We start from the raw sequence: 24,511 nt of genomic DNA on the forward strand, positions 1-24,511 counted from the left end.
TTACATTCAGTTGTACACAATCAAAAAAACGATAAAAAGAAAAGTACAGGTTGAATGAAAGTAAAGCGAGTCCCGGATAGTGAAAGGGGACCTGGATGAAAACCTGGAAGTGCATCTTGGAGTTATATGATCGAACGATTGAATCCTTAGATCATATCGGGTTTGCCCGTTACAGCATGTCGGTATATCCGTCTTTTTTGACGCCGTACCGAATCGAGATTCATAAAGTCTCCCACAACTTATTTGTGGTCTCTTTATGTATTTTTAAGGTGGAACCGTAAAATTTCATATTTTGCCCTTAAGCAATCCTTCGTAACAGAAGATCAGTTGCTTAAGGGTATTTTTATTATAGTTATGTAACCTATAGATTTTGATTTAAGTAAGAGCTTTTGAATAACTGAATGAAAGGAGGACATGTTCATGAAAAAAGAAGAAACAGATAAATCGATCAACTACAGGCATAGAATAAGTGAAACCTACGACACGGCGTCTCAAGAACGTCATGTCGCTTGGGGACTAAAACTGTTGAGTTTTCCCTTTCAACTTCTTGTCCTGATCCGCTACCTCTTTAACAAACGTAAGGACGAGTCGGAATTTCTCATTACAAACGTGGAACATGAATTCGAAGAAAGTGGTGAATCAGCTGAATTAAAAAAAGAACTTTTACGACAGGAAGAAAGAAAAGCAGCTTTTCTTGATCAGTCTTTATCCCGATCCGATATCGAAAAGAATGCGGAGCATCATTTTCAGAGAGCCAGACAACGGGAAATAACTAAACGGATCAATGACCACTACGGAAAATCAGATACCCGACCACAAGATTTTCTTCATGAAACGACGAGCTGGATGCGAGAACCACTGGGCTTTCTGTTGTCTCTAGTTCTTGGCTTCCCAATGTACCTGCTTTTATGGATCGTATCCGTCCCTATGGTCCGTTATATTGCCAATCGTCTTGTGGCCATGCTGTTTGTGATCATCGGCGTCACAGTTATCGTATTCACACTGCTTCATCTTTCGCCATCTGATGCAGCCTTGAATATCCTGGGAGAACAAGCGACTCCCCAGCAGATCGAAAATTTCAAGCAGGTACATGGATTGGATGATCCGTATATCGTACAGCTGTGGCGAACAGTAAGAGGTATTTTCACCTTTGATTTAGGGACCTCATTTGAAGGAAATGAACAAGTCGTCGCCACGATCATGAGACGATTCCCGGTCACCCTGCAGCTCGCATTTTTTGCGTTGATATTTTCAGTTACTGTGGCACTGCCTTCAGGGATATATGCCGCTGTAAAAGCCAATACGACTTTTGATCATTTGTTTATGTTGATCGCCCTGATCGGCATTTCTATTCCCAGCTTCTGGCAAGGTCTGATCTTCATTCTGACTTTTTCCATAAACTTAGGATGGCTTCCAGCCACTTACAGTGCTTCAGATCTATCGTCGCTCATCATGCCGGCTGTCGTTTTGGGAACAGCGCTAATGGCCTCCGTTGCAAGGATGACACGTTCATCTACACTGGAAGTGATCAACGAAGACTATATTCTGACTGCACGGGCAAAAGGCTTATCCAACAAACATGTCATTTTAAGACATGCGGTACCTAACGCGTTGATTCCTGTGATTACGATCATCGGCCTTCAATTCGGTGCCATGCTTGGAGGTGCAGCTGTGACAGAACAAGTCTTCAATATCAGAGGATTGGGTAATTATATCGTCAACAAGCAATTCGTTCCCGATATTCCTAGTGTCATGGGCGGCGTCATCTATATCGCCATCGCTCTATCGATCGTCAATCTTATCGTCGACTTAATGTACAGTTTCCTTGATCCCCGCATTAGATCCCGAATAAAAAACGGCCAATGAAAGCAGGTGTAAATAATGAGATCCTATCAAACGAATCAAATCATTGAACAATTAAAGTTTAATAATGGCCTGACATGGGCTTATTCAATATTATGGCTGATATTGAGTATCGAACTCCAGCCGATCAGCCTTTCGCTGCCACTCTTACTGATCGGCATGGTGAATACAGGGTTCAGTTTCATTCATCAGCTTTTACTCTATCGTGTCAAACAGAAAACATTCAGGGCAGAAAGCAAAAGGACATTTGAACGTTCGCTTGCCGCCCTGCTGATTCTTGGTATAGTGACCGGTAATATATTCACTTTCATTTCAGGTATCATAGCATTCAAGAAATCTTTGAGTACCGGTCTCGTTTATTCTATTTATATGGTCCTGGTCGATATTATGATCATTGGCGTGACTAGCTTGAACCTCTTTAAGCCTTTTGTTACAAATTTTTATCTGCCTGGTTTATCTGTACTGATTATTACTTTGATCTTTCACATCCTGATTTTAGTATTGGGTCAGAAAGCTTACAGCTGGAATCCTGGTTTTCAGAAAACAGCATTTGGGATTCTTCTCTTATCTGGAATCACTGGTAATATACTCGTCTTTTTGGTTGCTGCTTCTTATTACGTTGACGATCCATCCACATTAAAAGGAAAACGTCAGACCAGTATTCGGGAAAAATTGATCAGAAATCATGCAGCACTGCTTGGTCTATTATTTATCTCGTTCCTTTTGACATTAGCGGTGACCAGCAATTTTACTTTCAGTTATTCATTTGCTGTGCAAAATGATTATGCTAACATCCTACAGGATCCAAGTATCCAGTATCCTTTTGGAACAGATAATTTTGGACGCGACGTCTTTACCCGAATCGTATACGGAGCTCAAATCTCTCTTTCTGTCGGTGTTCTCGCTACAGCTATCCCACTACTTATCGGCGGTGCACTCGGATCCGTTTCAGGATTTTACGGTCGGCAGACAGACAATATCATCATGCGACTTCTGGATATCCTTTATGCCATTCCTGGTCTGCTGCTAGCCATTACGATCGTTGCCGCTTTTGGGGCATCCACGACTAATCTGATCATCGCATTGAGTCTGGGTTATATCCCTTCTTATGCACGAACCATGCGGGCCAACGTCCTTCAGGTCACCAACCTGGAATATATTGAAGCCGCCCGTGCACTTGGGCAGAACAATAAGCAGATCATTTTGAAGCATGTCATTCCAAATTCGATGGCCCCTATGATCGTTCGCTCCACTTTGACTATAGGAACAGCCGTCATAGCGACAAGCAGTTTGAGTTATCTAGGGTTAGGTGTGGAAGCTCATGTGCCGGAATGGGGCAACATATTACGTATCGGCAGTCAATACCTTGAAACGTATCCTTATCTGGCGATTTATCCCGGCCTGGCAATCATACTTCTGGTTTTATCCTTTAATTTCCTTGGAGATGGTATACGTGATGCAACGGACCCACGATTGAACTAGTACTTTCTAATTTTTGGTAACAATTATTTTTAAAAAAGAAACATTATATTATAGGAGGATTTATAAAATGAAAAGAAAACTATTACCTTTCCTGACGATCGCTGCGAGCCTTTCTCTGGCAGCCTGCGATATTCAGACTGAAGACGAAGCGAACACTGTCCCTGAAGATTCCGAGTCAGTTGAGACGTCGGAAAAAATATCCCTTGAACTTTTAGGTTCTGCTGCTGACGAGACGGATCTGAATATCGTCCGTGACCAGTTGAACCGAAATGGTTTTGATGTCACCTTGAATACTCAACCGGATTATGCGAGCTACCGCTCGTTAAGAGATGCGGGTAACTATGATCTATCTATCGCCAGCTGGACAACTGTAACAGGTAATCCGGACTATGCTGTACGTTCACTCTTCACCAGCAACGGTGACAACAGTATCATCGATGATGAAGAAGTCGATGCGCTGATCAACGAAGCTGCTCTGCAGACCCCGGATGAATATACTGAAACGTACGATGAACTGGAACATGAACTGGTTGATGAAGAAGCTTATATCGTGCCTCTTTATAACTCATTGAAAGCTCAGGCATTCAATCATGATCTGCTTGATCCGGATACGATCCGTCTTTCAAAATCACGTGCCTTTGCATGGGAACCTGTTTCATATAACGATGCGTCTATGAACGAATCGGAATCGCTGATGCTGACTCAAACCATGAGTGACTTGACTTCTTTAGACCCTATCAAAGGGAATGACGGTTCCATCAATCAGTTGAATACGAATATGTATGTCCGTCTTGTCAACTTGACTGATGACGATGAGGTCGTTTCAGACGGTTCATTAAGCTACAGTCATGCGATAGCGGAAGGTAACTCCGATTACTATTTCGTTTTACGTGATGATATCAACTTTGCTGCAGTAGAAGACATGGAAGCTGTAGATACTGGTAACATGGTCAGCGGCTCTGATGTGATCTATTCATTAAATCGTGCAAAAAATTCGGATGCTGTACCTGATCACCGTACGTACAGTCTTCATGAACACATTGATACTGTCAGCCTGCTTTCTGACCTTTCAGAATTAGAAGAAACACAACTGACTGACGGTAGCGGATCTGTTCTTGAAGCCCTGGAAACCGAACTGGATGCACCGATCTCTTCTGTTGTCGAATCAGCAGATGACGTAAATAATGAAGCCGGAAACTATCAGGTCATTAAACTGACAACGACTGAACCTTTCCCACAAGTCTTGAACTACCTGGCTCACCAGTCTGCCGGTATCGTTTCACAAGAGCAGGTGGAAAGCATCAATACCTATGATATCGATAATTTCGACATCACAACTGATGTGCCTTATGGCGATCAGCGTGCGGTAACTGAAGGCGACACCTATGACAATCACCTGTATGCCAGCGGACCTTACATCATGATCCAGAAAAACGACTATGAAGCAACGTTCCAGAAAAATCCGGCTTATATGAATGGTACGGAAAACGAAGCGAATATTGCCAATGTTACCGTTCGTTTCATTGGTGACGAAGACAGTGCCTTGTCAGCCTTGCGTTCAGAAGAAATCGACTTGATGTACGGCTTAGGCGAAACAAAATATGAAGTTGTTGAAGCTGAAGAAAACCTGACGTTACAGAGCAGACAAAGTAATGGCGTTAAATACCTGATGATCAATGTAGACAGTGACCGTGAAGTGGCTCAAAGTGCCGACTTGCGTAAATCCATTCTCTACTCCATCAATCAGGATGAAATCAGCGCAGCCTATGATGGACTGAAATTAAAAACTTATACAACGGTTACGCCTTTAGTAGATACTGACAATGAACTGATACCAGATCAGTCTAAAGTAGAAGAATTCTATCAAAATTACACAAATTCTACTAAATAACAGGATTCTTAAAGTCAACGGTCGAGAACAGAAGACTTTTTCATAAAAGTTTGAATATACAAAATAGAAAATACCGTCAATTCAAGGAGTGTCTTGCCTCGATTTGACGGTATTTTCTTCTGCAAAAAGTTTTTATTATCCTATTTCTCATACTTCTTCGTGTTTAGCTTTTTTAAGTTCTCACATGTCGCCTTTTTTAATCTTAAGCAATGCCTGAGTGGCGGGATTGATTTGCTGTCGACTGCCTATCGTAAAAAGGTTCCTAATATTTCCGGTATGACCCTATAGAATATACCAAACCTACCTTTTCAAGCTGTTCTCTGTTAAGCATACAGATTATTTTATATTCGTCCAGTAATAATTTATCTCCTCCTGGTTTCTCAGAATATTTACAGTTAAATAGCCTAATTGAATGTGCAGTCTGATTCAAAAGCACACTCCCTTTAATTGAACTGCATGCCAGAGTGAATGAAATTGAAATACATGATTTTAACATTTAAATTTCCAATCATTTTAGGTGAATAACAGCGGGTTTCTTCTTTAAAATTATCTGGAAATAGTCCAGTTCAGTCATTTTCTACTTACTCTACTCGCCATTGACTTCAATGGAAAACAAAATCTGAAACACGAGATTCTGGGATACAGTTGATTTACTAAAGCCGTCAAACATTCCATATCGATCCTCCAGAAATCTGTATGCTTAACTGTATAAACACTCTTTTATAGGTATTACCACCTGCCTCCATATAGTATCATTCGATCTAAGCAAGTTACTTCTACTTCCGATGTGCATTGCACCATAGTGGACAACCACGGATTAAAGGTTAAATAAGAATCTACACTGATGGTTGCAAAGAAAATTTATCCAGCATCATTAAAAATTAACGGATATAACCTCACTGGATGGTATCTTTAAGGATATAGCTGCCGGGGATTTTGGAAACATCAAATAACTGACAAAAAACCATAGCTGCCTAGGCTTTGGATTGAATTTTGATAAGAAACAATAGCTTTGTGACGAGGTTCCATTCTATAATTTACTCTGAAACAGTATATCAGCTTCTTCTCGCCTAATTTCATTTTATATATGTCTTGTACTCTTAAAGTTCCTTTGGTTTCAATCAAAGAAGCCTGCATATCACTCTACTTTGAGAGATGCTATGCAGGCTTCTAACACACAAAACTATTATATTTTCATTGATTCATTTTACGGTGTTTCTAGCCGACTTTTACTTAGACATGGATAGGCATGTCTAAAGCTAATTCAGCAGTATCCATAATTGCTTCGGCAACAGATGGATGGCTATGGATGGTTAAAGAAATATCTTCAGCATTCATACCAGTCTCAATGGCCAGACTCAGTTCACTTATAATATCCGGCGCTCCTGCTCCAACGATTTGTGCACCGACGATAGTATTATGATTATCAGAGTCAGTAATCATACGAACAAAGCCTTCTGTCTGATTCAGCGACAGAGCACGTCCATTACCTGCTAGAGAAAATTTGCTTATCTTATATTTTCCATCAGAAGCTTTTGCTTCAGCAAACGATACCCCCGCCGTTGCCAGTGCAGGTTCTGTGTAGACGGCAATAGGCATCTGTTTATATTTGGTATCAACTTCTTCCCCAGCTATCACACTCGCGACAAGTTTAGCTTCATGAGAGGCTTTGTTTGCCAATGTTACTCCAGGAACGATGTCGCCGACAGCATAGATCCCTTCGACATTTGTTTGTAATGTATCAGAGACTTGCAGATAGCCCTCGTCTGTAGCTTCTATCCCAGCTGCTTCCAGATTAAGGTTATCTGTATTGGGTTTTCTACCGACTGAGATTAACGCTACTTCAGCAGTGACCGTTTTTTCTTCTCCAGCTTTTTCATAGGTGATCGTGATATCTTCTTCAGTGGTCTTCGAACTTTTAACGTTGACTCCTGTGATAATATCCATACCTTTGTTTCGGTAATTCTTTTCAACGATTTTTGCCATATCTTCATCAAAAAATGGCATCATATGCGCTTCTTTCTCTAACACTGTTACATGCACACCGAAATTACTATATGCTGCAGCTAGTTGAGAACCCACATAGCCGCCTCCGATAATCACAATAGACTTCGGTGCCTTTTTGATATTGAGACCACCCGTCGTATCAAGTACCCGTTCGCCAAACGGTACTTCTTCTAGCTCGATACGATTTGTCCCCGTGGCAAGAATAACATTTTCAAACTCAATTTCCTGTGATCCTTTATCTGTTTCAACGATTAGATGATTTTTGTCTTTAAAAGAGGCCGTCCCGGTCATCATTTCCACTTTATTTTTTTTCAATAATCCTTTGACACCGGTAGTAAGGGTCTTAACAACCTGATTTTCTTTCCAGTCCTGTGTTTTCTCTAGATCAACTTTGACATCCTCTGCAGTGATACCGAAGGTTTCTGAATGTGCTGTATCATGATATCGGTGGGCTGCTGTAATAAGTGCTTTTGAAGGAATACAGCCGATATTTAAACATGTTCCTCCAAAATATTGTTTTTCAATAATCGTCACTTTTTGTCCTAGCTGTGCCGCTCGTATAGCTGAAACATAGCCGCCAGGGCCCGCTCCTACCACTACTGTTTGTTTTTTATCTGTCATACATATTTCTCCTTAATAGGTTTATAGTACTTTTTTCAAATAACAATCGAGAAAAGCACTATTAAATTTTTTATCTATCATTAACATTTTAATACTATTATAAAATTTTACAAGTATTTTGACTTAAGTTCTTAACAAAGAAACTTAGATTCATAAATCAGTTAGACAGGTTGACCCCTTATACAGAAAGCCTCGATCATTAATTCTTTCAAAAGCCTGCACAAAAAGCAAAGGAAAATATTAAACAGTTACCCGATATATCTTTTCAAAAAAAAAACAAGGACATGAATTCTCATGTCCTTGCCTTGAATTAAAGTTTAAGTTAATTAAGCTTTAGTTACGTTTGCTGCTTGAAGTCCACGGTTACCTTCTTCGATGTCGAAGTTAACTGCTTGTCCTTCGTCTAAAGATTTGAATCCGTCTTCTTGGATTGCTGAGAAATGTACGAATACGTCTTCTCCGCCTTCACGTTCGATAAATCCAAAACCTTTTTCTGCGTTAAACCATTTTACTGTACCTGTTTCCATTTTAAAAATTCCTCCTCGTGCCATTCAGCACAAATTATTTACATTATTGCTTAAAGGCCAATTCGGAATGCATTACACAGTTCGTTGTTTGTCTCTTACAATATGTTAAACCTAGTATAACACACGCACAGGGAAATGCAAACCTTTTTTGGTATTTCACACAATTCCAACTCGATCCTCGGTTCAGAACTAATCGGTTTTTCCTATCATTCCTTTACCAACAACGATTTTCTTGCCGTTGATCGTAGAAAATAAATTCAAAAGTTTCTAACATATGGGTTCTCATTATCAATTAAATGATTTAATTCCAGGTATTTATCTTTCCTGAAAGTCATCAGGTTTACTTAATTCGTCAAATTTCAGACTGTCCAAATATTCCATATCCCCTTGAGAAAGCTCAAAATCAAAGATATCGGCATTTTGTCTGATACGTTCTTCATGTACAGATTTTGTCAACGTCACGAAACCGTGCTGTAGACTCCATCTTAATAGAATTTGAGCGATCGATTTACCGTATTCAGAGCACATGGCCTGTACTTTTGTATTCTCTTCCATATATTTCATTGGAGATAGAGGTGACCAGGCTTCAATGACCATATTCTGCTTACGGCTCAACTCGACTGTATCTTCCTGAAGGACACCAGGGTGCAGACGGATCTGGTTGACCATAGGCTTGATCCGGCAGTTTTCCTCAATGTTTTCCAGATGCGGCACAGCAAAATTACTCAGGCCTATTGCTTTCAGCTTACCTTCGTCATATAAATCTTCAAGCGCACGCCAAGTATCGATATTATCCTGTTTCCAGTCTCCACCATTGTCTTTCACGACTGGCCAGTGAATCAGAAACAAATCAAGATAATCCAAATCCAGTCTCTTCAGTGACTCTTCAATGGTCTTTTTAGCTCTGTCGTAGCCGTGATTATTATTGTTCAGTTTACTTGTCACAAACAATTCTTCACGAGGCACACCACACTCTTTGATGCCTTTTCCTACATACTCTTCATTTCCGTACATTTGAGCCGTATCGATATGACGGTAGCCTTCTTTGACTGCATTTACCACGCCATCAACGGCTTCCTGCGGGTCAGTGACCTGCCATGTTCCGTATCCCAGAATAGGGATTTTCACACCATTTGATAAGGTGTATGTATCTTGTAAACTTACCATGTTTATTTCCCCCTGTTTATATAGTTTTAAAGAAAACGTTTCCTCTTTTAGTATAACGGAAACTAGATTTGAAAATAAACGATTTGATTTAAAGTGATTAAAAACTTCTAAAAAAGACATTCTGATACTTTGCTTCCCATTTCCAATGCACATTTACAGAAACAACTTTAAATGGAAAAAACCAGAGTAATAGAGACTCTGGTTTTTTCCATTTAATTATACTCTTAGTGTTTCATTAGTTTTTCCTGTGATTTTTCTTCTGCCTTTATTTTAGCCAGGACGACTTTGATTTCATCATAAGTTACGGCATCATCCACCGCTTCTTTGATAGGTTTTAAGAAGTCACGGCCGACTTCTGATATGGCGTTTCTTACTTCACGTTCTGCTTCTGGAGAAACTAAGCGTTCCAGATCGATGTCCTTGCCGTTTTCGATCCACTTACAGATATGATTCACTATGGTCATCGGAGATAGATTTCTCATGTCAGCTATCTCATCGATCGACTGGCCTTCGTTGAAGTAAGTGACCGTTTCCTCCACTGTATTGTTAAAATTTCTTGAGGAAGATGTTTTTACCGGTTCGACCACCTCTTCAGTTTTTACATTTTTCTGCTTCAATGCTTCAACATCTAGGGCATGACTCTCTACATACTCATTGATCTGCGCCAGAAACGCTTCTCCGTATGCCTGTAGCTTCACATCTCCAACGCCGTTAATATCTAGAAAGGCTGCTTCAGTTAAAGGATACTTCGCTGACATGTCGATCAGGCTTCGGTCCGTGAAGACGATAAACGGCGGCTTTCCGGCTTCCTGGGCGATTTCTTTACGAAGCGTTCTAAGTTCTTCGTACAGGTCTTCATCATAATGTTCGATATTCTCAACAGTTTTTTGTTTAGGCGCAGATTCCTGCTTCAACTGTTTTCGTATAGACAACGTCACTTTTGCCTGAAGCAGATCGTTCGTCTGCTGGGTAAACTTGATGATTGGGTAACTGTCTCCGCTTAACTGCAGATATCCTTCACTCAGCATGATGGATATCATATCCTTTATGTCACCATCGGTATACTCTGACATGAGTCCATGCGTGCTTAATTCATCGAACCCTAACTGCTGTATGCGTTTGGTATTCTTTCCTCGAAGGACATCTGTGATCAGTCCCGTTCCGTAAGCCTGTTTCATCCGGTAAATGCAGGACAGTATCTTCTGGCTCTCGACTGTGATATCTGTTATGACCGATTCTCCGTCACAATTCGAACAGTAATCACACGCCTGCCACTCCACTTCCTGATCAAAGTACTTCAGTATACTCTTCCTCAGACAATTGCCGGTTTTGCAGTAGGTGATCATGGCATTCAGATTCTGCCGTGCATGAGGGGAGTTTCCCTGTTCGATCAGCATGGTGTTGGTGATGATATCCTGAGCTGAATAGAACAGGATGGCTTCTGACGGAGCCCCGTCTCTTCCGGCACGCCCTGCTTCCTGATAATAGCTTTCCATATCAAGCGGCATGTTATAATGTATAACGTTTCGGACGTTTGATTTGTCGATACCCATCCCAAAGGCATTCGTGGCGACCATGATCGGCTTCCGGTCATAGAGGAATTCTTCCTGGTGGCGGGTCCTCTCGTCTGAACTGATCCCGGCATGATAGTAGGTTACGGGATAATCTTTTTTCAATAACGTGCTGTAAACTTTATCCACGTTTTTCCGTGTGTTGCAGTAAATGATGCTCGATTCTTTTTTATCGATGATTTTTAGTAACTCGGCTGCTTTCTTTTTCGGTTTGACTACTGAAAAGTATAAATTCGGCCGGTCAAAGCTTGCTATATGCCTAAACGGATCATTCAGTCTCAACTGGTCGATCATATCTTCCTGAACGATTTTCGTCGCCGTAGCCGTGAAAGCCGCAAAGACCGGACGGGAAGGCAAAACAGCCATCAATTCCGGTATCCGCTGGTAACTCGGTCTGAAATCGTGCCCCCACTGCGACACACAGTGGGCTTCATCCACAGCGATCAAGTCGAGATTCCACCCGCTGGCGTAAGACATGAACTGATGATTCCCGAGGCGCTCGGGAGAAACATAAAGCAGGTCCAGCTCTCCTCTTGACGCCTCTTCCATGGTCATCTGCTGTTCCATATAAGATAGCTGGCTGTTTATGTAAGCTGCTCTTACCCCCATTGTCTGCAGGCCATCCACCTGATCCTTCATCAATGAAATAAGCGGAGAAATGACCAGTGTCAGACCGTCCATAGCTATGGCAGGAATCTGGTAACACAGGGATTTACCCCCGCCTGTCGGCATGACCCCGAGAACATCTTCACCTTTCAATATGGCTTCGATAAGTTCCTGCTGACCGGGTCTGAAGGCGTCATAGCCGTAATAATGTTTCAGTGTCTCAAAAATATTTTTCATACTTCCTCCATCTATCGTTTATTGCAACGAACGGTTTATGTCTCTTTATACTTATCGGCCAAATCTTCCAGCGCTGTGCCCTGCATCCGATAAGTCGTCCAGTCTTCCATTGGGACAGCCCCCATTTTCTTATAGAAACAGATCGACGGTTCATTCCAGTCCAGACAGACCCATTCAAGACGCCCGTAACCTCTCTCTTTCGTCAGATTAGCCAGAAAGGTAAAGATCTTCCGTCCGAAGCCTTTGCCTCGCATCTCTGGTTTTATGTACAAGTCCTCTAAGTAAAGACCTGGTTTCCCGAGAAACGTAGAAAAGTTTGGAAAGAACAAAGCAAAGGCCACAGGTTCACCCTGATATTCGCCAATGATCACTTCGACCATTTTTTTCTCAAACACATACTCTCTTAAGCTCTCTTCTGTCGCAACCACTTCATCCAACATCTTTTCATAGACGGCCAGCTCTTTGATCAAGTCTAAAATCAATGAAACATCTTCAGATGCTGCAAAACGAATGGAAAAATTATCATCGACCATATAGCGGTTCTCTCCTTTATTATCTTACATTATTAATCACTAGTGTTGCATTAAATAATTTAACTGTTTCAACACATAAAAAAGTCCTTTATAATGGGGTTGGATGACTTATCCAAGACCAAAACAAAGGACTTATAGCATGGATAAGTATAAAACAAAAATGACCATAAATAAATGGCTTTCGTATATTTCTTTAGAAAAATTAAGCGAAACATCTCGAAAGGTTATCAGTCAGTTTGATCGCTATTCAAAAAAATTAACGTTTAAGAAAGTGCTGAAACTCTTTCTTTATGCAATTAATGATGAAACCGATAGCCTACGGCATTTGGATCAACAGTTGGTCAACCCAAAATTAAAAAAAGTGATGGGTATTGAGTCTATTAGCTATTCTCAATTGTCACGTGCCCTGCGAAAGATTGAACCCTCTGTATTGATGGATATTTTCACGCAATTACTTACACTGCTTCATGAAAAAACAGCGGTGCAATCAAAAGAAAGAGTGTTTCTAATTGATTCGTCCACTTTTTCACTGAATAAAACGCGGTATCCCTGGGGCACGTTTCGCCCGACTAAGTCGGGAATCAAACTGCACTTAAAGGTCTGTCATATGAAAGAAGGATGGGTGCACCCTGAACAATTCGAACTGTCCAATGCATCTGAACACGACCATGATCACTTGAACGTCTTTATTAATGAGAAACGGGCGACCTATATTTTTGACCGCGGGTATCTGGATTTCACTCAGTTTGATCAAATGAACTGGGAGGGCTACTTTTTCGTCTCCCGCATTAAAAAGAATACAGCCGTTCATGTTCAAGCGCACTTGGAAGTGTCTCATGAATCAGGGATTATCAGTGACCAATTGGTTCAGCTGGGCAAATCGACCTACCTGACGGGGTTGTTTCGTTTAATAACGATTGAACGTAAGCATCGATCGAATCTGCGTATCCTGACGAACCGAATGGATCTTTCAGCAGAGGACATCGGAAAAATGTATCAATCAAGATGGCAGATCGAGTTGTTTTTCAAGCATATCAAACAACATTTGACCATTAAAACGTACTATTCACAGTCTGAACAAGGTGTAGAGAATCAGGTGATTCTTGCGATGATAGTCTACTTATTGACGTTACTGATGAAACTTGAATTAAGGTTGAAATCAAGCCTCTTCACAATTTTGAGACAAATCAGAGCGTTACAGTATGAACCGTTTGAGTGTTTCAAAGCATCGTTCGCACCTGGTTAAGTGAAAGAAAGTGCAAATAGACTAAGCGACAACTGAATAACCCTAAAAATTTCTGGAAAAAGTCATCCCTTGCGCCAGCAATTGACTTTTTTGGAAATTTTAATGAAAACCACTTGTGATTTATTTAACAATGGTGCAATTCGTTAAGAATATAGTTTTATGCAACACTAGTGATTATTAATATTCTTAATGGCTTTTATTTCGTATGAATATCTTGACGTACATTTTAATAGAAAAACACGTTTTATGCATGAACACACAGCTTCCTAAAGCTTAATGGGCACATAACACCAAAAGAAATGCGAGATAAATTATATTTTCAATTGCTGAATCAGTCTTCCATGAAATCTGAACTAACTATGGGCATATTCTTAGATAAACGAGGGCCTAATTGTTAATAAGACTATTTCCTCCACTACTTGTCCCAGAAACTTGTTCCAATATCCGTTTAGGGACAGCTTTTTCATCTGCATGTCTCAAAACTTGTTCCAATATCTGTTTTGGAACAGGTTTTTCATCTACTTACCTCAGAAACTTGTTCCAATATCTGTTTTGGGACAGGTTTTTCATCTACTTACCTCAAAAACTTGTTCCAATATCCGTTTTAGGACAGGTTTTTCATCTACTTACCTCAAAAACTTGTTCCAGTATCTGTTTTGGAACAGGTTTTTCATAGATCTCAGTATAACTTGTCACTTCCACATTTTAAAAGCCGACTATTAAGGTGAATACTTTGAAAATGCTTTTCAGGTCATTATAATACTGACCACAGATCAACATATTATTTTGATTCCTGATCAAAATCGCCAGCCCAATAAATACCAGCCAATCAACCCAATGACTATTGCGCCGATCACGATCCATACTGTCCAGTTTACTTTTCTCTCATGCTTATTGACGTCTTTGCCTGCGGTCATACGCTCATAGGCGGTGACCATTACAACTAATATAAAAACAAGGCCTATAAAAATACCCAATTGCATTCCTCCTCTTTGAACCTGTTTCCGACGTCTTCCTTATAATCAATCCATAGATCAAACTAACTCATATTTCATCAAATAATCAGTTTGTTCATCATCGCCTAGTTTAAAGACATGTTTATCGAATATGACAAATCCGCTTTTTTCGTAAAAGTTTATAGCTTTCGTATTCTTTTCCCAGACTCCCAGCCAGACAAAGTCCATCTGCCTGCTTTCCGCCTCTTCGATAGCCTTATCCATCAGCTGGCGGCCGATGCCCTGCTTTTTATACTCTTTCAATACGTAGAGCCGCTGAATCTCCAGAGAATTACTGTACCCTTGTTCTGTCTGAGCATCATCAAGATTCAGTTTCATATAAGCTGCAAGATTTCCATCCACTTCAACAGCATAAAAGAGTGAAGCAGGGTTGGCAAGCTCCTGGCTTACTTGCTCAGTATTGATATTTTCCATAAGGTAATTTTCAATATCTTCTGCTGTGTTATCAGAGCCGAATGTTTCAACAAATGTTTTTTCACTGATGGCTTTGATTTTGTCTATATAATCCAGATCAACCTCTTTGATTATCAGGTCACTCATTATAACCCCTCCAGTTGCTTTATACATGCTTATCCACCTATATAAAATAGGTGGTTCAAGCTGCTTCTCATTCATTATATAAGACACGACTCTAAATATAAACACCGCTTCTTCCTGTTACCCAAAACTCTACATAAAACAGTCTATGTTCCTTTCAACAAAATCCCGGAAATTGTTTGGCTTTTTACCAGTCATTTTTTCAAATTCATCTGTCACTTTTTCTGCTGTCCCTAATCGGGTCATTAAATAGAGTGCCATGGTCACGTTGACATATTTCTTGTCAAAGCCTCGGTTATTTACATAGTGTCTGCGGTATGCCAGGAATCCCGGGTCTGCATAGGATATGTTCTTCTTTGTCACCTGACTCAATATCTCTGCCACTTCAAGGTAGTCCAGTGACTCGGGACCCGTTAATGTATGTGCCGTATTTTTAAATTTTTCCGGATCTTTAAGTACTGTTGCTACAGCCAGTCCAATGTCTGCGGCATCGATAAAGCTGGTTTTACTTTTACCGGCCGGCACAAGGATCTCGTTGTTATTTTTTATCTCTTCAGCATGTATCCCTGATAAGTTCTGCATGAAAAAGCCCGGTCGGATATGGGCAAAGGGAATACCCAGTTCAGCGATATATTTTTCGATTTTATGATGCGGAGGAAAAGGATTCTTTTCAACGCCCATTAAGGATAGAAAAGATACAAGCTTTATGTCATGGTCCTTCATACTATCTATAAACGGATAGAGACCTTCTGCTTTACCCATATGAGGCGGTCTCATCAGAAATACTCTATCTATATCCTTCAGTGCAGCATCAAAAGTTTCCTCTTTCGTGAAATCCAGTTTGACTCGCTCAACATCTTTTCCATATATCTTAAGGAGCTTCTGTGTATCAGTGCCTGCAACCACAACTGGGGCGTTCATTTTCAGCAATTCATTTGCAGCATATTTTCCTACGGTTCCAGATGCTCCTGTGACAAGTGTTTTCATATTAATCCGCCTCTTCTAATATCGTGTTTGCTTTTTCCATCAAACCAATAAATGTACAGAAATCATCCGCACCCATTTCATTTTTAAGTGTTTCTACTGTTTTTATGTAATCATCGAAGGTTGTGTCCAGAAGTTTTTGACCAGCTTCAGTTACTTCGAGAATGTAACTGCGCTTGTCTGCTTCTGACTTTCTTTTCTCAAGGTATCCTTTGTCGACTAAAACATTGACCATCGACGTGACAGAAGGTTTGGCGATCTTAAAAAAATCGCTGACCATAGATGGTGTGACAGAAGCATTCTGTTTTTGAATGAAGATCAACACCCCCATTTCACTTGCTCTTATAGAACTATCTGATTTTGTATTCATTTTCAATCGGCAAAACATCCCGATGATGTCTGCGCTGTAAAGCAACTCATCATTCATAATATACTCCTTAGCATTTTAGTTAGCTTGGCTAACTATATTTAAAATCCCCACTACTTGAATGTCAATCTGCGGCTTCTCATTAATAGAAAAAGCGCTGATGAATGAGCGTATACATCATTCACCAGCGCTTGTTTTAGTAAAGTGCTTTAAAATATCCAAGGAAAGGTAAAGGCGACAATGGCTGCCCATAAGCCGTAAACCGGTAAGTACTTAGTCACAGCATTCTGAACAGGCGTCAAACCAGTTTTATTGGCCAGGAACCGGCTATACGCTATCCCTATCCAGATAAGATTGGCCCAGATCAGAACGTTCACACCTAAAACAGCCAGTCTATTTGGTGTGATACCATAAGATGTCAGTCTGAATACTATCGCGGATAAAGCCACTGTGTCGATGATCAGTGCAAGAAAAATCAGAGCGCTGTTCACAACATCCGAAACGGTTCGTTTTTCATCTGAAGCACTTCCCGTAATGGTAAAAATAGTGAGAGCCAGGACAAGCAACAGCACCCCATTAAAGGATAATAAGAAATCGCGATCCAAAAATGGATTTTCTCCAATCGACACGACCATGATCAAATAGGCGAGCAAAGTGACGAGAACGAGCGGACTGAAAATTTTAGCCAAATATGAAGCAATAAGCTTACCGATCTCTATATTCTTGATGGCAAGGTAAGAAGCAACGACCGTAAGTCCCGTTGCACCGAACAAGACGACGTTCCTAAAGTAAAAGTCCGCGATGTCCAGACCGGCAAAGTAAAACAGCTGCATCGTCAAGCCTGTGAGTATCACGCCGCTGATCGCCATGCTGGCATAGATCACGGCAAATTCTCCGTTAAACTTAAGATAAGTCAGTCGTTCTCGTCCTTCGTTATAAGCGTTCCCTGTAAATGCCAGTCCCGTGACCACCCACAAGAATATAGGCAGATGCAGATACACCAGGATGATGCTGTCGGTTTCTTCCATCGGCAATAAATTAAGATAGATAAGCGATACAAAAAAAGCGCCGATGACTGTATAAAGAATTGGTTTCTTTGGAGGATCCCTAAAGATAAAGTACCCGGCAATAAAAGGCACGACTCCAAAGATCAGGTTGATCGGTGTGATCACTTCTTCCAGCGCAAGGTGAAACAACCCGCGTGAAGTCAGCCCGGCAAGTAATGCCATGAATCCCATGAAAAGAAAATCCTTGTTCATGAACCCGGACTTTTCTGATCCAGTTTCTTCCTGATAATTCAACCGTTCGTGCCATACCGCAAGGACCTGGGATTGCGCATTCCTTTCCCAAGCTTCCTCGAATGATCGTTTAAACGCATCCGGATCTTCCCGAAAAAGCTTCTCCAGTTCATGCGGGTCATCGATATTGGAAATGACCAGATTCCTATTACTCATAATTGAACCTCCTCCTGTTATTATCCGTTCTGATAAATATATGTACCATTCACGGAGTATTTTGATACCCTAATAGTAGCAGGATATTTATTGATAAACAATAAATAACTGATGATAATTAATAATTTAATGAAAACTTATAAAAAGAGGCGCCGCTCCTAAATGAGCGACGCCTCTATTGATTATTCAGTTAGTTTTCTACAGAAACACTGACGATCTCGTCTGTCTCTTCATCCAGATTTTTCTCAAAATCATCCAGCAACGCACGTACCTGATTTGTTGTTTTCGTTTCCATCAAGGCACTTCTTAAGCCACTTGCCCCACGGATCCCGCGGACATAGATCTTAAAGAAGCGACGCAGCGGCTTGAATGACTGCTGCATTTCTGACGAGAATTCATATTCGTCAAACAGATCGAGATGCAGTCTTAACAGTCCCAGCATTTCCTCGGCACTGTGTTCTCTTGCTTCTGTTTCGAAAGCAAAGGGGTTCGTAAAGACACCGCGACCGATCATAACACCGTCAACACCATATTTTTCAACGAGTTCCAGTCCTGTTTGACGGTCTGGGATATCGCCATTAATGGTGATCAAGGTATCAGGTGCCACTTCGTCTCTTACTTTGACGATATCCGGGATCATTTCCCAGTGTGCGTCGTACTTGCTCATTTCTTTTCTCGTACGCAGATGGATCGACAGGTTCACGATATCCTGCTTCAGCAAGTGCGTGATCCAGTCACGCCATTCATCCAGTTTCGTATAACCCAGTCTCGTTTTCACACTGACCGGTAAGCCGCCAGCTTTAGCTGCTTCGATCAGTTCAGCTGCGACTTCCGGACGACGGATCAGACCGGATCCCTTCCCTTTTCCGGCGACGTTGGGAACCGGGCAGCCCATATTGATGTCGATACCGGCAAATCCGGCTTTAGCCATATCGGTACTCATCTCACGGAAGTATTCCGGCTGGTCTCCCCAGATGTGTGCGACCAGAGGCTGTTCATCTTCTGTGAAGGTCAGGCGTCCACGCACACTGTTGCGTCCTTCAGGATGGCAGTAGCTGACTGTATTAGTGAATTCAGTAAAGAAGACATCCGGACGGCCGGCTTCAGCGATGACATGACGGAACACGACATTCGTCACATCTTCCATCGGAGCCAGAATGAAGAACGGTTTCGGCAAGTCTTTCCAAAAATTTTCTTTCATAATATATAATCCTTTCGCTAATCAAGTCTTGTTTTAAGGTTTCTGTATTATTTATAGGATAGTTGATCCTATTCTTGATAGGATTTCTATTTAAAAGTAAGTGAATACTATCTAACCTTATCTATTTTAACTTTTACAGCGATTTTGTCAAATGTTTAAGTGTCCCTTAACCGATTGACGCCGGTATTTGTGACCATTTTTTTACTAATACCTATTTATTCTGATTTTTCGAGTCTAACAGTGTTCCAATAACGATCCCGATCAGCATACCGATGCTTGACCCGATCGGGATAGCAAAGAGCATCCCTGATCCTATACCACCGATCAGACTCGTAACTAAAATCCCTAGGGCACTTCCGGATACAAGGCCCAAGCCAACACCAAGACTTAGATAATGATTTTTCTCCTGTTTCTGTTTACCAGTCATTTTTACCTCTCCTCATTATTGAAGCGTACCTCTTATATCTTCAAGTATAGAGTTAACTAATTAGATGTGAAAAACTTTATACAGCTCTTTGTAAAATCGAGAAAGAATTGACTGCCCAAACAAGAGAGAGGTCGGACATTGCGTCCCGACCACCTCACTAATTATATAATCATAAATTTTTCAGTCAAAATAAATATTAACACTCGGTTTGGATGAATCTACTTCATTAATTATTAGTTTATCGTAAGGAAGATTTTCAAGGTTCTCAGAAAATGATTCAGCGGTTCCGTATACGAGTACACCATACGTTTCAACTCCGTTTTCCTCGACGTAATTCAAAGAATCTGCATAAAATTCAGTTTTGTCTGCATTATAATCAAATATTCGAACAAACTCTTCACGGTCTTTTAGCCAGCTCAGACGTGAAGTGAAGTGTGTTTCGTAAGCTTCCGGGAAAAACTCTTCCGGAGCTCCATTCGCATCCAACCAGACATCATCTAAACTAAACAAGGGATACTTTTCAGGGTCCGGTTCCATACTCGAACTGGGTTCTGCATTCGTATCAGGAACAAACCCAATTAGATGCATGGGCTGATCGTCTCTCCAGCGTTTTCCTGGCTCTGTTGTACGGACACCGGCCCACTTGAAGTCCAGCTCTGGATACTCTTCAATTAACTGATATAATTCACTCATTGTCAAATCCTCATCAAAAGCAATCGTCATAGAAGCATAGGATAAATTATTCAGCTCTTCGATATATTTTATTGTCTTGTTGTTGATCTGCTGTTTGGATATTTCCATCACATCTAGGGTCTGTTCACTTGCATCCTCCGGTAATGGACTATAGACATCATCGAATCCCTCTCTGATACTAAAGCGTGGAATTCTATCAAAAATACCCCCGTAGAAATTCTCAGGTCGTCCTCTTTTAACATCTACAAAATGTAGGGTGTCATTCTGTGTGAATAAATCTTTGAGAAAATAGCCGGTTTCATAGGTTCCAAAACCTTTGGATTCTTGGATTGTAAATGAACTATTAACGTATCCTGGCATATTCAAACTGATATACGCATCCATATCGAAGCTGAAATCAGTTTGATAAAAATCTTCTTCATCTGACTGCGTCACTTCTGTTGGATCATAGTAGAACTGATCAACGATATTGGATAAACCATAGAATATACCTACATATAAGAAGATGATAATTAAAACAGAGACGAGAACGACTTTTCCCAATCGGCGGTTGACCATCTTGTTTATATTTTCCGTTTCAAAACTTTTATCTGTAGAATCTTCTTTGTTTGTTTCGCCACTATCCATAAATTCATCTGGCAGCTGTTCAGCATAATAATCTTCGATTGACGCATACTTTTCTAGTTCACTTTCAACGATCGCTTTTTCTTCTTCCGTTGCTGTACCGTCTTTGTAACGCGCTAACAGTTCTTCAAAATTCATAAGGATCCTCCTTTAGTGCTTTTCCCAGTTTCTTGCGTGCCCGGTAAAGTGTCGTTTTTGTGTTGCTTTCTGACCAGCCGACCGTCTCTGCAATCTCCTTGATGCTCATCTCACCGTAGTAAAAAAGATAGATGACTTCCCGGTAACTCTCCGGCTCCAGTTGCATCAAGTGCTCATATAAACGTTGGTCCCGTTCTTTATGTAGATAACTCTTTGCCGGTCCTCTTTCCCTCGTGTTCGGCAAGACCTTTTCATAATCCCCCATCGATACAGAGGCGTGTTTCTTTCTTTTCAAATCAATAAAGTGATTCTTCAGCACTCTGAAAAGCCAGTACTTGAACGAGCCTTTCGGTATGTTCGATGCGATAAATGCCTTATAGAAGGTCTCACTGACCAAGTCTTTTGCCAGCTCTTCATCTCTTGAGAGACTCAAGGCATAGAGATACAGCTCTTTATGATATTTTTTATACGCTTTATCCATGGCATCTGACTTCATCGGAAACCTCCTTTCACTCTATATACGTTTTAATTTGGAAAAGGTTACACTCAATTTAATGATTTCTTTGTTCTTCTCGGCACTACTCCTATGATAACATTCAAAAAAGCCTCTGGGTATGTCATGAGAGCGACATGCCAGAGGCTTCTCTGAAATCGAATAATTAATTGTAAAGTCTTTATTTTAGTCACTTTAAAAATTAGTCTCGGTATTTAATCCCCTTATAGAATCCTGTGATAGATTCGGCTATCGTAACGATGAGAATGATCAATACAGTAAACAGCAGCATGCTTTCAAATGTCAGGGGCAGAAACTCTTCAAACCTCTCCATAAACTGGCCATCCCAGATATCCATATAATAGATGATGTAAATAGAAACGGCTGCCGAGACGATATTCAATATCGAAGTGACCGCAGCTACGGTTACCGTCCATCTTCCTCTGACAAGCTCTTATCTGCTTTATCAAGACGATAGTTGATCAGCACCCTCAATTCTTCCGCCGTATCTTTCCGAGATTTTTCCGGCAGCTCCCGCGTCATTGCATGGATATATCGTTCGATCATCATTCTCCGCTCCTCAATTTAATGATGCATCCTTTTCATTTAAACGTTGAGGCATGATTTTGTACTTATTTTTATAGAATTGGATCGCTGCCAAGCCGATCAGAAGAACGATGCCGATCAAAACTGTGTACTGCAGTAACGTATAGTCGCCCTGATAGCCTTCCGGGGAAACCAGCTTGTTATAGATGCCAAAGTAAGCCCAGGCAATCGGGAGTGGGAAGATGTCATTCTCTATACTGAATAAGACGAATCCGGTAAGCCCAACAGCGACTAGCAGAATGATGATAGCCCAGATTTCTTCAGCGATCCCAAAGCCATCCCAGTCGATTTTAACGAGCCAGGCCGATATATTTACTACTGTCGCTATAAAAAGCCAGCCTGAATACAGACCAAATGTGATAGGCAGAAGCCAGCGGTTCTTTAACTGGATTTTACCGACTTTCTTAACGATCAATACCATTACGATCAAAAAGGCGAAAATGAACAGTGTGGATAAGCCGATTTGAATGTATGAAAAACTGATGATCCAAATGATATTAAACAGACACGATAGCGAGAAAAGATAACTGATTTCTTCGATCGCCTCCTCATAGTAGGCATCCTTGTGTTTTATCAGCATCAGGATAATAGAAATAATCAAAAAGGTATAAATAACACTCCAAATACTGAAGGTCGACGGTGCCGGAGTGATCAGCGTCGGATACATGTCTGACACTTCCTGCTGTGACATATCGTTGATCCAGCCAAAAGCTCCCATAGCATTGACGATTAGCGTAAGAGCGAGCAAGCCAGCACTTATCCATGCTTTAGTATTCGTTTTTATTTTTTCTCCTCCTTATAAATTTCTAGACTTTTTTTTAACATGATTTAAATCTCATTTATAATCTGGCTAGGATTAAAAAGTTTGATACCCATAGGTCTGATTACTGATAAATGACAAGGTTCGGTGCAGGATCCAGATTCAACACTTCTTCAGGTGTCATAAGCGGGTTATCGTAGTGCACACCGGGGGCATCTGAGTAATGATACCATAGCTTGAACCCTTTGTATGGAATCGGCGAGGCCTCGGTGACTCTTTCATGAGTGGCTCGCTTGCCATCGGGCGATCCCCAGCCTGACGTGTTGTGTACAACAATGACAGACTCATAATCTGTAGATACGGCTTCGACATCATGGATCATCTTTTCGACAAACTGGTGGAAGACGAACTGTCTTTTACCCGGTATGTCATTGGAGTCTAGATAGTCCTGCATGATTCCCTGTACATCGTTTATTTCCTGTCCTGTGATGTGTCCGACTTCCTGCATAGGCCGCTCCGTCCGCCATTCCGGATCCAGAGCCAGATGCACGTTCGGATATCTCAGAAACGACTGGATTTCTTGAATGGCATAAGTCGGATGATATCGACCCATCTGATGATCGATATACACCAGAACGCCTCTTTCATAAGCTGCTTCGATGTAGGACATGACCAAGTCGTGATTCATTCTGGCAATTTCTCCACCAGGCTGAACGGTCCCATAAACAATGTAAATAGCCGGCACGGCCCCCATGTCCTCATCTGCTACATCGTACGTTTCTGTCGTCTCATTCAGCAAGTCGATCAGCTCTTCTACCGGATGACGGCCAACGATCCCCATGACTTCAGAATTAGGGTGTCCGTAATAGGCAACCACCCGATTATCCTCAAAAAGTGTCGGAGAAGTAAAGAATTCATTCAGATCTTTATCATCGAATGCAGTGGATGAATGGAGTTCGTTCATATCACTGACCGTGTAGTCTGACGAGACCCATCCTTCATTCATATTTGTGTTATGATGACTGATCTGATACCAGGTCGTTTCATCTTCTTCCACTTCATCAATGACGATAACTTCGTTCCCTTTGATCAGACGACCAAGCGTTTCACTCTCTTCGCTGCTGTCTGCTCTGACGTTCACTCCGTTTTCGCTGATATACACATTGTTTTCCTGGTTCCCAAAGATCGAGACTGTTTCTTCCTCTTCTTCAGGTTCCACTTCTGCCTGTTCTTCTTCATCATCTGGGTTCGTTTTATCTGACCCAGTTTCTGCCTGATCCTCATTTGCACCTGGATCGTTCTGTTCGTTCTGTTCTGAAGTCTCCTCTGATTCCTCTTCCTGGACCTCCTCGGTATCACTTGCCGTCTCTTGTGTTGCACTGTCCTGTTCACAGCCTGATAAAGCCAGCATGGAGGCTGAAAACAGTGCTAATCCAGTTAAGTAAATTCTTTTTGACATC

Annotated in this window: 22 protein-coding genes and 1 other annotated feature; of the genes, 4 read left to right on the forward strand and 18 right to left on the reverse strand. The window is 41.2% G+C overall.

The genetic code is table 11. The annotated features are described in order from the left end of the window. The first annotated feature begins 22 nt into the window (after window positions 1-22). Window positions 23-303: a binding site (T-box leader), on the forward strand. Between the two features lie 117 nt (window positions 304-420). The 3 genes from AB4027_RS09030 (at window position 421) to AB4027_RS09040 (ending at window position 5,236) form a co-directional block, all read left to right on the forward strand. Further along, on the forward strand, window positions 421-1,866 hold the full coding sequence (locus tag AB4027_RS09030) for an ABC transporter permease (RefSeq protein ID WP_368645077.1): 1,446 nt from the start codon (window positions 421-423) through the stop codon (window positions 1,864-1,866). 15 nt (window positions 1,867-1,881) lie between these two features. Next, window positions 1,882-3,345 carry an ABC transporter permease gene (locus AB4027_RS09035; protein WP_368645078.1) on the forward strand — a complete coding sequence of 488 codons (1,464 nt, stop codon included), beginning with the start codon at window positions 1,882-1,884 and terminating at the stop codon, window positions 3,343-3,345. A gap of 67 nt (window positions 3,346-3,412) precedes the next feature. Further along, the gene (locus tag AB4027_RS09040) at window positions 3,413-5,236 is read left to right on the forward strand and encodes an ABC transporter substrate-binding protein (RefSeq protein WP_368645079.1); all 1,824 of its coding nucleotides are present in this window, start codon (window positions 3,413-3,415) and stop codon (window positions 5,234-5,236) included. Window positions 5,237-6,469: 1,233 nt separating this feature from the next. Here the strand turns inward: AB4027_RS09040 and lpdA are convergent. The 5 genes from lpdA to AB4027_RS09065 all read right to left on the reverse strand — a co-directional run bounded on the left by lpdA (window position 6,470) and on the right by AB4027_RS09065 (window position 12,505). Next, the gene (gene lpdA / locus AB4027_RS09045; RefSeq protein WP_368645080.1) at window positions 6,470-7,864 is read right to left on the reverse strand and encodes a dihydrolipoyl dehydrogenase; all 1,395 of its coding nucleotides are present in this window, start codon (window positions 7,862-7,864) and stop codon (window positions 6,470-6,472) included. A 326-nt stretch (window positions 7,865-8,190) separates the two neighbouring features. After that, a complete protein-coding gene (locus tag AB4027_RS09050) occupies window positions 8,191-8,391 on the reverse strand; it encodes a cold-shock protein (RefSeq protein WP_368645081.1) in 201 nt (66 codons plus the stop codon). Window positions 8,392-8,706: 315 nt separating this feature from the next. Beyond that, complete coding sequence (locus tag AB4027_RS09055; protein WP_091487948.1) at window positions 8,707-9,558, reverse strand: aldo/keto reductase; 852 nt, start codon at window positions 9,556-9,558, stop codon at window positions 8,707-8,709. 224 nt (window positions 9,559-9,782) lie between these two features. Further along, the gene (recQ, locus tag AB4027_RS09060) at window positions 9,783-11,972 is read right to left on the reverse strand and encodes a DNA helicase RecQ (protein ID WP_368645082.1); all 2,190 of its coding nucleotides are present in this window, start codon (window positions 11,970-11,972) and stop codon (window positions 9,783-9,785) included. A 35-nt stretch (window positions 11,973-12,007) separates the two neighbouring features. Next, window positions 12,008-12,505, reverse strand: coding sequence for a GNAT family N-acetyltransferase (locus AB4027_RS09065; protein WP_368645083.1), 498 nt, complete (start codon window positions 12,503-12,505; stop codon window positions 12,008-12,010). A gap of 139 nt (window positions 12,506-12,644) precedes the next feature. On the opposite strand from AB4027_RS09065, the gene AB4027_RS09070 reads away from it, so the two are divergent. After that, window positions 12,645-13,751, forward strand: a complete 1,107-nt coding sequence (locus AB4027_RS09070) for an IS4 family transposase (protein WP_368645084.1) — start codon at window positions 12,645-12,647, stop codon at window positions 13,749-13,751. Window positions 13,752-14,548: 797 nt separating this feature from the next. Here AB4027_RS09070 and AB4027_RS09075 read toward each other — a convergent pair. From AB4027_RS09075 to AB4027_RS09135, 13 genes are all read right to left on the reverse strand, one after another. Continuing rightward, window positions 14,549-14,728, reverse strand: coding sequence for a hypothetical protein (locus AB4027_RS09075; RefSeq protein ID WP_368645085.1), 180 nt, complete (start codon window positions 14,726-14,728; stop codon window positions 14,549-14,551). A 57-nt stretch (window positions 14,729-14,785) separates the two neighbouring features. Beyond that, a complete protein-coding gene (locus AB4027_RS09080) occupies window positions 14,786-15,307 on the reverse strand; it encodes a GNAT family N-acetyltransferase (RefSeq protein ID WP_368645086.1) in 522 nt (173 codons plus the stop codon). A 129-nt stretch (window positions 15,308-15,436) separates the two neighbouring features. Continuing rightward, a complete protein-coding gene (locus tag AB4027_RS09085; protein ID WP_368645087.1) occupies window positions 15,437-16,291 on the reverse strand; it encodes an SDR family oxidoreductase in 855 nt (284 codons plus the stop codon). 1 nt (window position 16,292) lies between these two features. Continuing rightward, window positions 16,293-16,715, reverse strand: coding sequence for a MarR family winged helix-turn-helix transcriptional regulator (locus AB4027_RS09090; RefSeq protein ID WP_368645088.1), 423 nt, complete (start codon window positions 16,713-16,715; stop codon window positions 16,293-16,295). A gap of 149 nt (window positions 16,716-16,864) precedes the next feature. Continuing rightward, window positions 16,865-18,109 carry a hypothetical protein gene (locus AB4027_RS09095; RefSeq protein WP_368645089.1) on the reverse strand — a complete coding sequence of 415 codons (1,245 nt, stop codon included), beginning with the start codon at window positions 18,107-18,109 and terminating at the stop codon, window positions 16,865-16,867. A gap of 190 nt (window positions 18,110-18,299) precedes the next feature. Beyond that, window positions 18,300-19,310, reverse strand: coding sequence for a tRNA dihydrouridine synthase (locus AB4027_RS09100; protein ID WP_368645090.1), 1,011 nt, complete (start codon window positions 19,308-19,310; stop codon window positions 18,300-18,302). Window positions 19,311-19,521: 211 nt separating this feature from the next. Continuing rightward, on the reverse strand, window positions 19,522-19,737 hold the full coding sequence (locus tag AB4027_RS09105; RefSeq protein WP_368645091.1) for a hypothetical protein: 216 nt from the start codon (window positions 19,735-19,737) through the stop codon (window positions 19,522-19,524). A 180-nt stretch (window positions 19,738-19,917) separates the two neighbouring features. Next, complete coding sequence (locus AB4027_RS09110) at window positions 19,918-21,192, reverse strand: anti sigma factor C-terminal domain-containing protein (RefSeq protein WP_368645092.1); 1,275 nt, start codon at window positions 21,190-21,192, stop codon at window positions 19,918-19,920. After that, complete coding sequence (locus AB4027_RS09115; RefSeq protein WP_368645093.1) at window positions 21,182-21,688, reverse strand: RNA polymerase sigma factor; 507 nt, start codon at window positions 21,686-21,688, stop codon at window positions 21,182-21,184. Before AB4027_RS09115 ends, AB4027_RS09110 begins: the two co-directional genes overlap by 11 nt. A 199-nt stretch (window positions 21,689-21,887) precedes the next feature. After that, window positions 21,888-22,088 (reverse strand): hypothetical protein, encoded by a 201-nt coding sequence (locus AB4027_RS09120; protein ID WP_368645094.1) that lies wholly within the window; start codon window positions 22,086-22,088, stop codon window positions 21,888-21,890. A gap of 23 nt (window positions 22,089-22,111) precedes the next feature. Then, window positions 22,112-22,255: a hypothetical protein gene (locus AB4027_RS09125; RefSeq protein WP_368645095.1), complete on the reverse strand. Its 144-nt coding sequence runs from the start codon at window positions 22,253-22,255 to the stop codon at window positions 22,112-22,114. Window positions 22,256-22,265: 10 nt separating this feature from the next. After that, a complete protein-coding gene (locus tag AB4027_RS09130; RefSeq protein ID WP_368645096.1) occupies window positions 22,266-23,039 on the reverse strand; it encodes a TspO/MBR family protein in 774 nt (257 codons plus the stop codon). A gap of 136 nt (window positions 23,040-23,175) precedes the next feature. Further along, window positions 23,176-24,510 (reverse strand): SH3 domain-containing protein, encoded by a 1,335-nt coding sequence (locus AB4027_RS09135; RefSeq protein ID WP_368645097.1) that lies wholly within the window; start codon window positions 24,508-24,510, stop codon window positions 23,176-23,178. Window position 24,511 lies beyond the last annotated feature (1 nt).

The organism is Alkalibacterium putridalgicola, from assembly GCF_040959045.1.
Classification (GTDB): Bacteria; Bacillota; Bacilli; order Lactobacillales; family Carnobacteriaceae_A; genus Alkalibacterium; species Alkalibacterium putridalgicola.